Source organism: Nonomuraea rhizosphaerae, from assembly GCF_019396405.1.
GTDB lineage: Bacteria > Actinomycetota > Actinomycetes > Streptosporangiales > Streptosporangiaceae > Nonomuraea > Nonomuraea rhizosphaerae.
The window spans coordinates 1-15,132 of record NZ_JAHKRL010000324.1; the positions used below are offsets into that span (position 1 = coordinate 1).

A 15,132-nucleotide genomic window follows, 5' to 3' on the forward strand; every position below is an offset into this window, starting at 1 on the left:
CCCAGCGAGCTGCCCCTCCTGCAGAGCCGGTACGCCCGCATGCTGGAGGACCTCGAAGGCCCGGCGGTGACGGCCAGGGCCGCCAGCGCGAACCCGCCCGCCACCTTGCCGGCCGTCTCGGCCTGCGACAGCAGCGAGTGGACGGTGGCGCGCACGTCACCGGTGACGCGCCGGTTGACCCAGATGACGCTGACCGCCCGGGTGAGGGTGAAGGCGACCCCGTTGACCAGCAGGACCCCGGCGGCGCCGCTGACGGCCTCAGGCGCGCCGGCCAGCACGGCCAGGCCCAGCACGCCGAGCAGGCACGAGCCCGCGTACAGGCCGCGCACCCCGCCGCCCAGACGGGGCTGGGCCACCCGCAGGGCCACCACTCCGGCGCCGGAGGCGCACACGACCAGCGCGGTGTACCACAGGGCGGGGTCGGCGGGCAGGCCGAGCGTGATCAGCCGCTGCGGGAACAGCCAGCTCACCACGGCCGCCCCGTTGAGGAGCATGGTCGCGGCCAGCATCAGCCGGATCTCCCGGTCGCGGCGGGCCAGCGTCACCCCGCGGCGCAGGATGCTCCAGCGCCGGTGGGAGGCAGGGGTGAAGTGGCGTTCGGTGAAACGCGCCGCCACGTGCACGGCCAGCAGCGCCATCCCCGCCCCCGACACCACGATGGCGGCCGCCAGGCCGGCGATCCAGGCCAGCAGGCCGAACGCGACCGTGCCCGCCGCCCCGCCCAGCAGCTCCCAGCGGGCGGCGCCGGCCAGCACCCGGGCGACCGCGTCCGGACCGCTTGACGGAGAGGAGCATGCGCCGGTCAGTCCGCCGGCCGGCTCGCCGGACATGTCACCGGCCAGGTCATTGGACAGGTCATCGGCCAGTTCGCCGGTCAGTTCGTCGGTCACCCAGGCCACGTCCGCGCCTGACATCAGCGCCCAGCCGCACCCCCACAGCACCTGCGTCACCACGATCGCCGGCAGCGAGGTCACCAGGCCGGTCATCGTCATCGCCACCGCCAGCAGCGCGTGCCCGGCCACCAGCGTCCACCTGCGGCTGCGCGCGTCCGACCACACCCCCGCCGGCAGGTCGGACACCACCATGGCGGCGGCCACGACCGTGCCCAGCAGCAGCAGGTCGGCGGCCGTCAGCCGGCCCACCAGCACGAAGTACAGGTTGGAGACGAGCACATAACCCCGGTGCAGCAGCGCCCGCAGGCCCGTCCACCTGACGTAGGTGCCTGCCACGCCGCCGGGCCGCGCCATCAGCCCTCCTTCGCCCGTAGCCAGCCGCAGCATAGGGCGGCCGCGCGGGGCCGGGGCAACGGATTTTCACCCACCGGATTTCCGCCACCGGACGGCCCCGGCCGCGAGCCCACCGGCCGGGCGGCGGCACGCTGTCCTGAACGGCGGCAGGCCGTCGTGGGCAGGGAAAACGGGTGGACATGGCTGTTAGCGTCGCGTTCATGGATATCGCTGAGCGTTTCATCGCCGACGGGTTCGTCAAGATCGAGGCCGTGGTGCCGCCCGCGGTGGGTGATGAGGCCAGGGCGCTGCTGTGGCGGCAGATCGGCATGTCCCCCGACGACCCCTCCGGATGGATCAAACCCGTGGTGTGGGCGGCCGACCTGACCGGAGAAGGGCCGTTCGGGCAGATCATGTCCAGCCCGCGCCTGCACGGCGCGCTGGACGAGATCGCCGGGCCCGGCCGGTGGAGGCGCGCCGGCGGCATCGGCAACATCCCCGTCCGCTTCCCCGGCGTCGCCCCCGCCGACGACCGCGGCTGGCACATCGACGCCAACACGATGCGGCCCGACGGCGGGTGGGGCGTCAGCGGCCGCCCCCAGACCCTGCTGATGCTGGTGCTGCTGTCGGACGTCGGCCCCAACGACGCCCCCACCCGCATCCGGGCCGGGTCACAGCGGGACGTGGCCGCGGTGCTGGACGAGCGGGTGCTGGAGGCCGTCGAGGCCGGGCCGCTGGTGGAGCGGGCCAGCCAGGAACGGCCGCTCGCCCACGCCACCGGCGCGCCGGGGGACGTGTTCCTGGTGCACCCCTTCACCGTGCACGCCGCGCAGGAGCACCTGGGCAGCGAGCCGCGGTTCATGGCGCAGACACCCGTCTTCCTGACCGAGCCGCTCACCCCCGGCCACGACTCGGTGCTGGGCCGCGCCATGCGGCCGGCCTCGTGAGCGGGACCCGGACCAGCGGGGTCCAGACCGGCAGGGCCCAGGCGGGGCGGATGGACGTACGCGCGGGCGGGGCCGCGGACGTGGCGGCGGTCCTGGGGATGTTCGACAGCGCGGTGGCGTGGCTGACGGCGCGCGGACGCACCGGGCAGTGGGGCAGCCGGCCCTTCACCGGCGACGCCAAGCGCACCGGGCAGGTCAGCGCCTGGGCCGCCGGCGGCGGGATGCGCATCGCGGTCCTGGACGGTCAGGCGGCCGGATGCCTGGCCGTCGGGGAGGCGCCCCCGTACGTGCCGGCCGCCGGTGAGCCGGAGCTGTACGTGCAGGCGCTGGTGATCGACCAGCGCTTCGCCGGCCACGGCGTCGGCCGGGCGCTGCTGGAACACGCCCGGCAGGAGGCGCTGCGGCGCGAGGCCGGGCTGCTGCGCGTCGACTGCTACGCCGGCGACGACCAACGCCTGGTCGCCTACTACGAAGGGTGCGGGTTCACCCGCGTGCGGCCGTTCACCGTCGGGCAGTGGCCGGGCATGCTGCTGCAATGCCGACCCTAGAGATTTGCCGGACCGGCAAAGAAGTTTGTCGCAGACGGCCGCGTGCGGGGATCATCCAGGCATGAGCGACGAAGAGGAATACTGGGACGGCCGCTACCGGGAGAGCCCCACCATGTGGAGCGGCGACCCGAACGACGTCCTGGTCCGCGAGGTCTCCGCCCTCAGCCCCGGCACCGCCCTGGACCTGGGATGCGGCGAGGGCGGCGACGCGATCTGGCTGGCCCGGCGCGGCTGGCGGGTCACCGCCGTCGACATCTCCGGCGTCGCCCTCCAACGCGCCGCCCAGCACGCCGAACAGCAAGGCGTCGCCGACCGTATCGTCTGGCAGCGGGCCGACCTGGCCGCCGCGTTCCCCGGCGGGCAGTTCGACCTGGTCTCGGCCCACTTCCTGCACTCCCCCTCGCCGGACATGCCGCGCGAGAAGATCCTGCGCGCCGCCGCCGCGGCGGTCGCGCCCGGCGGGATCCTGCTGGTGGCCGGGCACGCCGGGCTGCCGCCCTGGCACGAGCAGACCGACGTGGCGCTGCCCACCCCGCGTCAGGTGCTGGACGGGCTGGAACTGGAGGAAGGACGCTGGCAGGTGCTCGTGGCCGCCGAACACGAACGCGTCCAGACCGGGCCCGACGGCCGGCCGTTCACCCGGACCGACAACGCGGTCAAGGTACGGCGCCTGCCCGCCTGACGCAGAACTCCTGAGACGAGGCTCCGGTCACGGCGCGCCGGTCACGTCTTGGCGGCGGCGGCGCAGGAAGTCGCGTTCGGCCTGGTTGCCGGTGTGTTCGATCGCCGCCTCGTAGGCCGCCGCGGCCTCCCGGGCGCGGCCCAGGCGGCGCAGCAGGTCGGCCCGTACGGCGTGCAGGAGGTGGTAGGACTCCAGCGGCAGCGCCTCCACCAGGGCCAGCGCCGCCGCGGGCCCGTCCACCTCGGCCACGGCCACCGCCCGGTGCAGCGCCACGACGGGTGTCGGCGTCATGGCCAGCAGCAGGTCGTACAGGCGCACGATCTGAGACCAGTCGGTGGGCGGGTCGCTGTGCACGGCGTTGACGGCGGCCTGGATCTGGTACGGGCCGGGCTGGTCGCGGCGCAGGCAGCGGCGCACGATCGCCTGCCCCTCGGCGATGAGCGCGCCGTCCCACAGGCCGCGCTCCTGCTCGGCCAGCGGCACCAGCGCGCCGCCGGGCCCGGTGCGGGCGGCGCGCCGCGCGTGGATGAGCAGCATCAGCGCCAGCAACCCCTGGGCCTCGGGCTCGTCCGGCATCAGCCCGGCCAGCAGCCGCCCCAGCCGGATCGCCTCGGCGCACAGGTCCTCGCGCACCAGCGACGGGCCGGAGCTGGCGGTGTGGCCCTCGGTGAAGATCAGGTAGATGACGGCCAGGACGGCGGCCAGCCGCTCGGGCAGGTCCGCCTCGGCCGGCACCCGGTAGGGGATGCGGGCGTCGCGGATCTTGCCCTTGGCGCGTACCAGCCGCTGGGCCATGGTCGGCTCGGGCACCAGGAACGCGCGGGCGATCTCGGCCGTGCCCAGGCCGCCCAGCAGCCGCAACGTCAGCGCCACCTGCGCCGGCACGGCCAGCGCCGGATGGCAGCAGGTGAACAGCAGCCGCAACCGGTCATCACGCACGGCGCCCTCCTCGGCGAACTCGGCCGGGTCGGCGGGCCCGGCGGGGGCGTGCAGCAGGGCCGACTGAAGGTGGCGCTCGTGGCGGGTCGACTCGCGGCGCAGCCGGTCCAGCGCCCGGTTGCGGGCGGTGGTGATGATCCAGCCGGCCGGGCTCGGCGGCACGCCGTCGGCCGGCCAGCGCCGCACGGCCACGGCGAAGGCGTCCTGGACGGCCTCCTCGGCCAGGTCGATGTCGCCGAACGCGCCGGTCAGGACCGACACGGCGCGCCCGTACTCCCGGCGGAAGAGCGCCTCGATCGAGGAGGTCACGCTCAGCCGTCCTGCAGGGGCCTGACCTCGATCGCCAAGGTGGTGATCTCCGCCAGGCGGCCGGCCCAGGCCAGCGCCGCGTCCAGGTCGGCGGCCCGGATGACGGTGAAGCCGCCGATGTGCTCCTTGCCCTCGGTGTAGGGGCCGTCGGTGATGATCGGGCGGCCGTCGCGCTCGCGTACGACGGTGGCGGTGTGCGGCGGGTGCAGCCCGGCGGAGAACACCCATCCGCCGGCCGCCCTGAGGTCGTCGCTCCAGGCGGCCAGCTCGCGCACGATGGGCTCCAGCTGCTCGGCGGGCAGTTCGCCGTCGGGCTGGTAGACGCTCAGCAGGTAGTTCTTCATCAGGGTCCTCCGTTCGTGTCACTGTCTACACGAACGCAGGGAGGGGAAATCGACAGTTACAGGGCGCTGCCCTTGGCCCACTTGGAGAAGGGCATCTGCCAGAAGCCCCAGCCGTTGTTCCACTCCAGGTCGCGGGTGGTGCCGGTGATGTCGACGACGTCGCCGCGCTGGAAGTTGTCGTAGAACCAGCGGGCCTGGTCGGGGCGGGCGTTGACGCAGCCGTGGCTGACGTTGCTGCGGCCCTGGGCCCAGACGTTGTTCTTGGCGTGGACGTACTCGCCGGAGTTGGAGATCCGCACCGCGTGGTTGATCATCACGTCGTAGTAGCCGGGGTCGCCCTTCTCACGGCCGGGCGAGATCATGCGGACCGGGTTGCCGCGCTCCATGGTCAGGTGGACGCCGGAGGTGGTGGTGTACTCGCGGGTGGTGCCCATGCCGGCGCTGATGCGCATGGTCTGGACCTTCTTGCCGTCCTTGTAGACGTACATCATGTGCGTCTTGACGTTCACCTTGCTGATCATCTTGGCGCCGATCTTCAAGGTGGTGGCGTAGTCCTTGACGCCGTACATGCCCTTGCCGCCCTGCACGCCGCTGATGCGCGCGGTGAACTTGACCTTCTGGTGGGCGGGCCAGTACTTGGCGGTGCGGTAGATGACGGTGGTGTCGTTGATCCAGCGCCAGGCGCCCTTGACCGGCTTTTGCGCCTTGATCTCCAGCGCCCGCTCCACGCCCGCCTTGTCGGAGACCGGCTGGTTGAAGGTGACGATGATCGGCGCCCCCACGCCGATCGTCTCGCCCTTGGCGTTGGGGGTCACGTCGGCCACCAGCAGCTCACGCTCGGGCTTGAGCGTCTTGAACGTGCTGGCGGCGCTGGTCACGCCGGCCTTGGCGCTGACGTTGTAGGAGCTGGAGGGCTTGAGCGTGCCCTTGGAGACCCATTTGGTCTTGTCGGCGTTGTAGACGCCTTCGACGTCCTTGCCGCCACCGCCGTCGACGACGACCTCGTCCAGCGTGCCGCCGGAGGCGATGACGACGATCTTCTTCTCGGGGCTGACCTTCGAGCTGCCCTCGGCGGGCGAGATCTTGATCGTGGGCGCCTCGGGGGTGGCGGTCGTGGTGGCCTTGGCCGCCTGCTCGCTGCTGCCCGGGGCGGCGTTGCCACCTGAGCAGGACGCGGTCAACGCCGCTGCCGCCAGCAGGGCCATGCCGACGACGGGCTTCCTCCAACCAGGCGTGACGTTCAAGTCGGTCCTCTCCCCCAAAACAGCAAACTCAATGTCAAAGACCTTAATGCTCCTGCATGTAAGACGCAGATGAGTTTGGGAGAGTTCAGTCACATTTCAATCACTTGTATCTGGGAACACCAGACGAACCACCCTTCACAGGAGTAAGTGTGGCGTTTTCCTCACATGCCGGACGGATGGTCAGGCGCGGGTCAGGCGGTGGGTCAGGCCCGTGTGCCGCCGCCCCGCCCCCTTGGTCCGCACCGCCTGCGCCAGCGCGCGGCGCGAGCCCACGATGACCACGAGCTTCTTGGCCCGGGTGATCGCGGTGTAGAGCAGGTTGCGCTGCAGCATCATCCAGGCGCTGGTGGCCAGCGGGATGACCACCGCCGGGTACTCGCTGCCCTGGGAGCGGTGGATGGAGACCGCGTAGGCGTGCGCCAGCTCGTCCAGCTCGTCGAAGGCGTAGTCGACCCGCTCGTCCTCGTCGGTCAGCACGACCAGCTTGTGCTCGTCGGGACGGATGTCGACCACGATGCCGACCGTGCCGTTGAACACCCCCGCCGCGCCCTTGTCGTAGTTGTTGCGCAACTGGGTGACCTTGTCGCCGACGCGGAAGACACGGCCGCCGTAGCGGCGTTCGGGCAGATCCTCCCGCGAAGGGGTCAGCGCCTCCTGCAACGCGGTGTTCAGCGCCCCCGCCCCGGCCGCGCCCCGGTGCATCGGGGCCAGCACCTGGACGTCGCGGCGGGCGTTGAGCCCGAACTTGCGCGGGATGCGCCGGGCCACCACGTCCACCGTCATCGCCGCGATCTCCTCCGGCTCCTCGCACGGGAAGAGGAAGAAGTCGTTCATCTTCTCCAGCTTGGGATGCAGGCCGGTATTGACCCGGTGGGCGTTGACCACCACCCCCGACTCCTGCGCCTGCCGGAAGATCTGCGTCAGCCGTACGCGCGGGATGTCCTCGGCGGCCAGCAGGTCCTTCAGCACCTCACCCGCGCCCACCGACGGCAGCTGGTCCACATCCCCCACGAACAGCAGGTGCGCCCCCGGCGCCACCGCCTTGACCAGCTTGTTGGCCAGCAGCAGGTCCAGCATCGACGCCTCGTCCACCACCACCAGGTCCGCATCCAGCGGATTGTCGCGGTCGAAGGTCGCCTCCCCGCCCGGCCGCAACTGCAGCAGCCGGTGCACCGTGGTCGCCTCGTGCCCGGTCAGCTCGGCCAGCCGCTTGGCCGCCCGCCCCGTCGGCGCCGCCAGGATCACCCGCGCCCGCTTGGCCCTGGCCAGCGTGACGATCGAACGCACCGTGAAACTCTTGCCGCACCCCGGCCCGCCGGTCAGCACCGCGACCTTCTCCGTCAGCGCCAGCCGCACCGCCTGACGCTGCTCGGCCGCCAGATCCGCGCCGGTGCGGCCGCGCAGCCAGTGCTCGGCCCGCTCCCAGTCCACGTCCGCGAACGCCGCCAGCCGATCATGCCCGCCCCGCAGCAACGCCAGCAACCCCGAGGCCAGCGACAGCTCCGCCCGGTGGAAGGGCACCAGGTACACCGCCGGCACCACGTTCTCCCCCGCCGGGACGTCCTCGCGCACCACCCCCTCCTCGGCCACCAGCTCCTCCAGGCAGCCGGCCACCAGCTCGGCCGGCACCTCCAGGATCTTCACCGCGTCCCCGACCAGGTTCGGCGCCGGCAGATAGCAGTGCCCGTCGTCGGCCGCCTGCGACAACGTGTAACGCAGCCCCGCCTTGACCCGCTCCGGGCTGTCGTGCGGGATGCCCACCGCCTGCGCGATCGTGTCCGCCGTCTTGAAGCCGATGCCCCACACGTCGTCGGCCAGCCGGTACGGGCTGGAGCGCACGACCTCGATGGAACGCTCGCCGTACTCCTTGAAGATGCGCACCGCGATCGACGTCGAGACCCCGACCCCCTGAAGGAAGATCATCACCTCTTTGATGATCTTCTGCTCCTCCCACGCCACGGCGATCATCCTGGTCCGCTTGGGCCCCAGCCCCGGCACCTCGACCAGCCGCTCCGGCGTCTGCTCGATCACCTCCAGCGTGTCGACCCCGAAGTGGTCGGCGATCCGCTCGGCCATCTTCGGCCCGATCCCCTTGATCAGCCCCGAGCCCAGATAGCGGCGGATGCCCTGGACGGTGGCCGGCAGGACGGTGGTGTAGGACCAGACCTCGAACTGGCGGCCGTACTTGGGGTGGGAGGTCCAGCGGCCCGACAGCCGCAGCGACTCGCCCACCTGCGCGCCCAGCAGGGGGCCGACGACGGTGAGCAGGTCGGCGCCGGTGCGCTCGGTGGCCACGCGGGCGATGGTGTAGCCCGTCTCCTCGCTGGAGAAGGTGATGCGTTCAAGGACGCAGGACAGCTCGGTGCCGACGACCTTGCTCGCGCCCTCGCCCACCGCTCAGTCCTCCCGCCGGCACCGCTACACGCGCCAGATTAGAGGACCGGCGCCACAGCACGGCTCCTGGCCCGGGGGCCGGAAGGCGGCGAAGGGTACCTCTGGGCCCCGCCTCCACGTCACAGGCGCCGGCCGATGGTGAGGACGGCCGACCAGTGGCGGGTGAGTCGTCCGTCCGGGCGTGCGGCGAGGCGGCGGCGTATCTCACCGTAGAGGTGTTCACGCTTGGCCGGCTCCATGGCGATGTGGCCGGAGAAGGTGTCGAGCAGAGCGATGTACTCCTCCGCTGTGTAACGCAGAGCCCATACGTAGAGCTTCGTCCCGGCCACGGCGAAGTACCCGCAGGCCTCGAACTCGGCGGCCATGGGGTCGCTCTGGTCCTCCGGTGGTGGCGGGGGCCACGGGCCGTCATGGCCTTCGCCGATCTCTTCGTAGATTTTCTGGATCTCGGTGAAGAGCGGGTCGAAGCCCGCCGGCATCGCGTGGTCGGCGTTCCATACGGCCAGGTGGCCGCCCGGGGCGAGCAGAGCAGCCGCTTTCGCGTACTTGACCTCCGGGTCCACCCATTTCCACGCCGTGGCCGCGTACAGGAGATCGAAGTGAGCCCCAGCCGGTGGCTGCCAGCCTTCGAACGACGAGGTGATCACGGAAACATCGGAGAAGTCGGTGAGGCGGCGCCGTGCTTCTGCTGCCAGGGCGTCGCCGAGTTCGACCGCGGTGATCCGGAAGCCCATCCGTGCCAAGGGCAGCGTGGCCTTCCCCGGGCCGCATCCGACTTCCAGCAGGTGCGCGGGGGGCGTGACCCCTGTCATCGCCAGCAGGTCGGAATACAGCTCCTCCGGGTAGTCGGGGCGCGCGTCCTGATAGGAGGCGGCCGCCCGGTCGAAGGTGGCTCGAAGCCGAAGGTCGTGGGACATGATCCGATCCTGACGGTGCGGCAACGCCACTGTCACCTGCATATCCTGCTCCGCTCCTCTCCTGTCGCAGGGGTGGTGCGGATGCGGAGGATTGGTGTCCGATTTGTGTTATCCGGGGGAATTTATGACGAACGCGGGTTCCGGTATTGGCCTTCGGGCATTAGGCTGTGCGGCAGATGGACGTACCCGCTCGGCAACACCCGCTTCCCCTGAGGAGGATGCCATGATCGTCACACCTCCGTCGGGCGTGCCCTGCTCCACCGAGGTCGCCATGGCGCCTCTGAGCCTGGACAGGCAGCGCCTGATCATCGGTGTGCTGGTCACCGTCGGCGGCGAGGTGGACGCCACCAACGCCCCCCATCTGGAGGCCTACCTCCGCCAGGAGATACTGCCCGGCGAGCCGCTGGTGCTCGACCTCGGCGCGCTGACGTTCATGGACAGCTCGGCCCTCAACGTCCTGATCCGCCTCGACGCCGCCCTGCGCGAGCAGAACACCACCCTGCGCCTGGCCGCCGTCAGCGACGTACCGGCGCGGGTGCTGCAGATCACCGGCGTGTGGTCGGCGCTGCACATCCACCCGAGCGTGGAGGAGGCCATCGCCGCCCTGCTGGCCGAGCACACGGCCGCCCCGGCGGGACTGGCCTGAGAAGAGGGCCGATCCCACCCGGAGGAGCGGGCGAGCGGTGCCCGCGAAGGGCTCACCCCTGACGGCTGAGTGCCCCATAGTTCCCCTATGGAGGTCCTGCTGGCGTTCGTGAGCGAGCTGGCCAAAAGCATCGCCCGTAAGGCGGAGTCGCGCCTGTCCAAGGTGGCGGCCGGCGCCGCGAGGAACTGCCCGCGCTGCGGCAACGAGCGGGTCAGGCGCTGGGCGCCGGTGCATCTGCGGGTGCTGAACATGACGGGCATGCTGGCGTTCGGGTTCGGGATCGTGCTGGCGGTCGTCGGCGTGCTGCTGTTCCTGGTGCTGGTCGCCGCCAAGATCATGGGCGGGGTGGCGGCGGACGGGTGGCACCTGGCCGGGCTGCTGGCGGCGAACCTGGCGTTCGTCGCGCTCATGGCCGCGATGGCGCTGGCCGGAGTGGTGGTGGCCGCGCCGTACCGGGCCTGCCCGCCGCGCAAGTGCTGGGTGTGCCGGGACAGCTGGCCGCGACCCGGCGGCACCGGGCCGGGCCAGTAAAGGAGGTACGGTCACAGCGAGGAGGCAGGGTGCTCAAAGCTGTGATCGTGACGGTGGCCGCCGGGACGCTGGCCGCCCAGTGCGCCGCCACCCCGGCCACCCCGCCCGACCGCAAGGCCGACGCCAAGGCCGGCACCCCGAAAGCCTGCGCCGACCGGATCGAGCCCGGCCGGCACACCCTGACCTTCGGCGGCCTGGAACGCCGCTACCTGCTGTCGCTGCCCAAGGGCGAAGGCCCCCACCCCGTCCTGCTCGACCTGCACGGCCTCGGCTCCAACGCTGCCCAGCAGGCCGCCTACAGCCGCCTGCCCGAGATCGGCGCCGGACGCGGCTACGTCGTGGCCACCCCGCAGGCCGCCGAGGGCAGGCTCGGCTGGACACTGCCGCACACCTACGGCCCCGACGACACCGGATTCCTCACCGCGCTGCTCGACCACCTCGGACAACGGCTGTGCCTCGACGGGCGGCGCCAGTTCGCCGCCGGCATGTCGTACGGGGCCGCCATGGCCACCGGCATGATCTGCGCGCTGGACGGCCGCCTGGCCGCAGTGGCGCCCGTGGCCGGGATCAACATCGCCCAGCCCTGCCCCGAGGCCAGGCCCACCACCATCGTCGCCTTCCACGGCACCGGCGACACCGTCGTGCCCTACCAGGGCGGACACCCGCTGCGCGGCGCCTCCGCCCGGCTGCGGGCACTCGGCGACCTGGTCACGCTCCAACCCGTCGAACGAAGCGTCGAGGCCTGGGCGCGCATCCTCGGCTGCACCGGGCGCGCCACCTCCGCCTTGTCGGCCACCGTCCGGGTGCGCACGTGGAAGAGCTGCCCCGCGCACGCCTCCCTGCGGCTGTACACCGTCAAAGGCGGCGGCCACACCTGGCCCGGACCCATCGCCGTCCCCAGGCTCGGCCCGACCGAGCGCGGGCTGGACGCCACCGAGGTGATCCTGGACGCCTTCGACGCCACCCCTTCGCGCTGACCTTCGCCAAAAGGCGACGGCGCCCCTTGCCGAAAGGGGCTTGGGCCTGGCGGGCGGCGGCCCCGGACGGTAAGACGCACTCATGAGCGATGACGTGCGCGTCACCATAGAGGCCGTCCCCCGCGCCGGGCTCAGCGCCCAGCAGCTGCGCGAGGCCGTGGCCCGCCACCCCGGCGTCCTGGCCGCGCTGGAGGTCGCCGACCCCGCCCGGCTGAGCATCGGCGACGCCGCCGCGCTCGGCCACGACCCGGCCGGCGACGCCCCGTTCCGCGCCACCGTGTTCGACCCGGCAGGCAACCGCGCCGTCGAACTGCGCGGCACCCTCGACCGGCCCGAGCACGCCGAGATCCGGCCCAGCAACCACCGGCCCTGGCCCAGCCACGAGGAGCTGACCGCCGCCGCCGACGTGCTGCGCGCCGACCCGCACTTCCCCGCCGGCGACGACGTGGTCATCTACCGGCCCATGCCGCCGCTGGCCGACCTGGAGAACCCCGACGGCACCACCGTGCGCCGCCCCACCCTGGGCATCTACACCCCCACCGGCGCGATGGGCGTACGGCACCGCATCGTCGCCGTCGACACCGCCGCCCGCACCGTCGACTGGACGCCCGCCGGCATCGACGTGCGCATGCACCACGACTGCGAGGACACCGTCCCCGAGGGCATCGACCCCATGACCGACCACGGCGGCCCCGACCAGGTGCGGGTACGCGTCCTGCGCGGCGGCGACGAGCTGTGGAACCTGCTGGTCGTACGGCCCCGCGCCTCCGCCCCCCAGAACCCCGGCGTCGGCGGCGGCGTCGAACTGCGCGAGGTGCGCCACCGCGGACGGCTGGTGATGCGCCAGGCCCACGTCCCGGTACTGAACGTCGAATACCAGCAGGGCACCACCTTCCGCGACGACGCCTCCACCGAGACCCGCTTCTCGGCCACCGGCACCGACCCCGTCGGCTGGGGCTGGCGGCTGTGCGACACCCAGCCCCGCACCATCCTGGAGCGCACCGACACCGACAGCGGCAACTTCCAGGGCGTCGCCTTCCACCACGACGGCCAGGAACTGCGCATCGTCAGCGAGCTGCAGGCCGGCTGGTACCGCTACGCCAGCGACTGGCGGCTCGGCGACGACGGCTCCATCCGGCCCAGGTTCGGCTTCGCCGCCACCGCCAACCCGATGACGTGCAAGATCCACCGCCACCACGCCTACTGGCGCTTCGACTTCGACATCGAAGGCGCCGCCAACGACGTCGTCGAGCAGATCGACCAGGGACCCATCATCCCCGACCCGGTGCCGATCATCCGCGAGACCACCCGCCGCCGCGTCCCCGGCCGCTACTGGCAGGTGCGCGACAAGTCCTCCGGACGCGGCTACCAGCTGCACCCCGGCCCCTACGACGACACCGCCGACGCCTACGGCGTCTCCGACGTGTGGTTCCTGCGCCACCACCCGGCCGAGCTCGACGACGGCAACCCCGGGCCGCGCGACCGCGCCGCCATCGGCCGCTGGGCCGACGGCGAGAGCATCAACGGCGCCAACCTCGTCATCTGGTACGCCGGCCACTACTACCACGACCAGGCCCACCCCCAGCCCCACCAGGGCGAGCTGATCGGACCGGAGCTGATCCCCATCTGAGGACACCCGCCGGGGGACCGGCGCCCGGACCCGTTCGAGACCCATAGGGTTGTCACCCATGAGCAAGGTGGGTGAGACGACGGCGCGGGCGCTGCTGCGCAGGCTGGCCGCAGAACAGGCCGAATGCAGGGTGCCGTCGCTGACGGCCGCGATCGTGCGCGACGGCGGCATGGCCTGGCACGGCGCCCGCGGCCAGGCCGGCGACGGCCAGCCGCCCACCGCCGACACCCAGTACCGGCTCGGCTCGATCACCAAGAGCATGGTCGCCGTCGTCGTCATGCGGTTGCGCGACGAAGGCCGCCTGCACCTGCTCGACCCGCTGGCCAAGCACGTGCCCGGCGCCCCCGGCGACCTCACGATCGCCCAGGTGCTCTCCCACACCGCCGGCCTCACCGCCGAACCACCCACCGCCTGGTGGGAGCGGACCCCCGGCGTCCCCGCCGACGACCTGATCACCCGCCTGGGCCCCGAGCACGCCAAACACCGCCCCGGCCGCCGCTACCACTACTCCAACGTCGGCTACGCCCTGCTCGGCGAACTGGTCGCCCGCCTGCGCGGCGTCCCCTGGCTGCACGCCGTACGCGAGGAGGTGCTGCGGCCGCTCGGCATGAGCCGCACCACCGAACGCCCCCAGGCCCCGCACGCCACCGGCTACGCCGTCCACCCCTGGGCCGACGTGCTGCTGACCGAGCCCGAGCACGACGCCGGAGCCATGGCCCCCGCCGGGCAGCTGTGGTCCACCACGGCCGACCTGGCGCGATGGGCGGCGTTCGTGGCCGGCGACACCGGCGAGGTCCTGTCCGGCGACACGATCGCCGAGATGCGCCAGGTCGCCACCGTCGACGACGGCGACACCTGGACCTCCGGCTACGGGCTCGGGCTGCAGCTCACCCGGCACGCCGGCCGCCGCCTGGCCGGCCACACCGGATCCATGCCCGGCTTCCTGGCCACCGTCTGGGCCGACCCCGCCGACCAGGTCGGCGTCCTGTTCATGGCCAACACCACCAGCGGCCTGACCTACAGCCTGCTCACCGACCTGCTCGACATCCTCGACGAGCACGAGCCCCGCCTGCCCGCCGAATGGCGGCCCTCCCCCGCCGACCCCGAGCTGCTGGCGATCACCGGGCTGTGGCACTGGGGGCCCAAACCGTACACGCTGCGGCTGCTGCCCGGCGGCGAGCTGCTGCTCGCGCCGGTCGGCGCGGCCGGGCGCACGTCGCGGTTCACGCCCCAGCAGGACGGGACGTGGCTGGGGCTCGACGGCTACTACGCGGGCGAGACGATGCGGGTCGCCGGCGACCACCTCGACGTCAACACGTTCATCTTCACCCGCGAGCCGTACGACCCCGCCGCGCCCGTCCCGGGCGGCGTGGAGGACTGGCACGCCTGACCGGCCCCGGCTTCCGAGGGGCGGCGGGCACGCCCGACCGGCACGCACGACGGGGCGGTGGAGCGGTCGGGCAGGGCGGGTGGGCCCGGCCGGTCCTGGGGCGGGGCTGGGGGTGGCAGCATGGTCGTGTGCGCGTGGCGATCCTGGGGCCGCTGGAGGTCGAGTCCGCCGCCATCAGCGGCGCCCGGCTGCGCCTGCTGCTGGTGCGGCTCGCGCTGGCTGCCGGCCGTACCGTCACCGTCGAGGAGCTCGCCGACGCGCTGTGGCCCGAGGAACGGCCCGCCGACCCCGCCAACGCCCTGCAGTCCCTCGTCTCCCGCCTGCGCCGGGCGCTGCCCGAGCCGTCCGCGCTCGTCTCCGCGCCCGGCGGCTACCGGCTCGACGCCGACACCGACGCGGGGGAGGTCG

Annotated in this window: 15 protein-coding genes; 9 read left to right on the forward strand and 6 right to left on the reverse strand. The window is 72.6% G+C overall.

Going from position 1 to position 15,132, the window contains the following annotated elements:
• A partial coding sequence (locus KME77_RS16240; RefSeq protein ID WP_219467901.1) for an MFS transporter occupies positions 1-1,247 on the reverse strand: 1,247 nt, incomplete at its 3' end.
• Between the two features lie 200 nt (positions 1,248-1,447).
• Between KME77_RS16240 and KME77_RS16245 the strand changes: the two genes are divergently transcribed.
• The 3 genes from KME77_RS16245 (at position 1,448) to KME77_RS16255 (ending at position 3,403) form a co-directional block, all read left to right on the forward strand.
• Complete coding sequence (locus KME77_RS16245; protein WP_219467904.1) at positions 1,448-2,173, forward strand: phytanoyl-CoA dioxygenase family protein; 726 nt, start codon at positions 1,448-1,450, stop codon at positions 2,171-2,173.
• On the forward strand, positions 2,170-2,721 hold the full coding sequence (locus tag KME77_RS16250) for a GNAT family N-acetyltransferase (protein WP_308250725.1): 552 nt from the start codon (positions 2,170-2,172) through the stop codon (positions 2,719-2,721). The genes KME77_RS16245 and KME77_RS16250 overlap by 4 nt, the downstream gene beginning before the upstream one ends.
• Before the next feature lie 61 nt (positions 2,722-2,782).
• Positions 2,783-3,403 (forward strand): class I SAM-dependent methyltransferase, encoded by a 621-nt coding sequence (locus KME77_RS16255; RefSeq protein ID WP_219467909.1) that lies wholly within the window; start codon positions 2,783-2,785, stop codon positions 3,401-3,403.
• Between the two features lie 27 nt (positions 3,404-3,430).
• Here the strand turns inward: KME77_RS16255 and KME77_RS16260 are convergent, their stop codons facing one another.
• The 5 genes from KME77_RS16260 to KME77_RS16275 all read right to left on the reverse strand — a co-directional run bounded on the left by KME77_RS16260 (position 3,431) and on the right by KME77_RS16275 (position 9,592).
• On the reverse strand, positions 3,431-4,651 hold the full coding sequence (locus tag KME77_RS16260; protein ID WP_308250726.1) for an RNA polymerase sigma factor: 1,221 nt from the start codon (positions 4,649-4,651) through the stop codon (positions 3,431-3,433).
• 2 nt (positions 4,652-4,653) lie between these two features.
• Positions 4,654-4,995 (reverse strand): YciI family protein, encoded by a 342-nt coding sequence (locus KME77_RS29345; RefSeq protein WP_246609858.1) that lies wholly within the window; start codon positions 4,993-4,995, stop codon positions 4,654-4,656.
• 56 nt (positions 4,996-5,051) lie between these two features.
• Entirely contained in the window at positions 5,052-6,200 is a 1,149-nt protein-coding gene (locus KME77_RS16265; RefSeq protein WP_219467916.1) for a L,D-transpeptidase, read from the reverse strand.
• 219 nt (positions 6,201-6,419) lie between these two features.
• Positions 6,420-8,633, reverse strand: coding sequence for an SF1B family DNA helicase RecD2 (gene recD2 / locus KME77_RS16270; protein WP_219467918.1), 2,214 nt, complete (start codon positions 8,631-8,633; stop codon positions 6,420-6,422).
• Positions 8,634-8,752: 119 nt separating this feature from the next.
• Complete coding sequence (locus KME77_RS16275) at positions 8,753-9,592, reverse strand: class I SAM-dependent methyltransferase (protein WP_246609860.1); 840 nt, start codon at positions 9,590-9,592, stop codon at positions 8,753-8,755.
• Positions 9,593-9,773: 181 nt separating this feature from the next.
• On the opposite strand from KME77_RS16275, the gene KME77_RS16280 reads away from it, so the two are divergent.
• The 6 genes from KME77_RS16280 to KME77_RS16305 form a co-directional block, all read left to right on the forward strand.
• Positions 9,774-10,196 carry an STAS domain-containing protein gene (locus KME77_RS16280; RefSeq protein WP_219467921.1) on the forward strand — a complete coding sequence of 141 codons (423 nt, stop codon included), beginning with the start codon at positions 9,774-9,776 and terminating at the stop codon, positions 10,194-10,196.
• An 87-nt stretch (positions 10,197-10,283) separates the two neighbouring features.
• Positions 10,284-10,727 carry a hypothetical protein gene (locus KME77_RS16285; RefSeq protein ID WP_219467924.1) on the forward strand — a complete coding sequence of 148 codons (444 nt, stop codon included), beginning with the start codon at positions 10,284-10,286 and terminating at the stop codon, positions 10,725-10,727.
• Positions 10,728-10,756: 29 nt separating this feature from the next.
• Positions 10,757-11,704: a CE1 family esterase gene (locus KME77_RS16290; protein ID WP_219467927.1), complete on the forward strand. Its 948-nt coding sequence runs from the start codon at positions 10,757-10,759 to the stop codon at positions 11,702-11,704.
• Between the two features lie 82 nt (positions 11,705-11,786).
• Positions 11,787-13,334 (forward strand): hypothetical protein, encoded by a 1,548-nt coding sequence (locus KME77_RS16295; protein WP_219467930.1) that lies wholly within the window; start codon positions 11,787-11,789, stop codon positions 13,332-13,334.
• Positions 13,335-13,392: 58 nt separating this feature from the next.
• Positions 13,393-14,724 carry a serine hydrolase domain-containing protein gene (locus KME77_RS16300; protein WP_219467933.1) on the forward strand — a complete coding sequence of 444 codons (1,332 nt, stop codon included), beginning with the start codon at positions 13,393-13,395 and terminating at the stop codon, positions 14,722-14,724.
• A 128-nt stretch (positions 14,725-14,852) separates the two neighbouring features.
• The coding region (locus KME77_RS16305; protein WP_219467936.1) for an AfsR/SARP family transcriptional regulator at positions 14,853-15,132 on the forward strand (280 nt) is incomplete at its 3' end.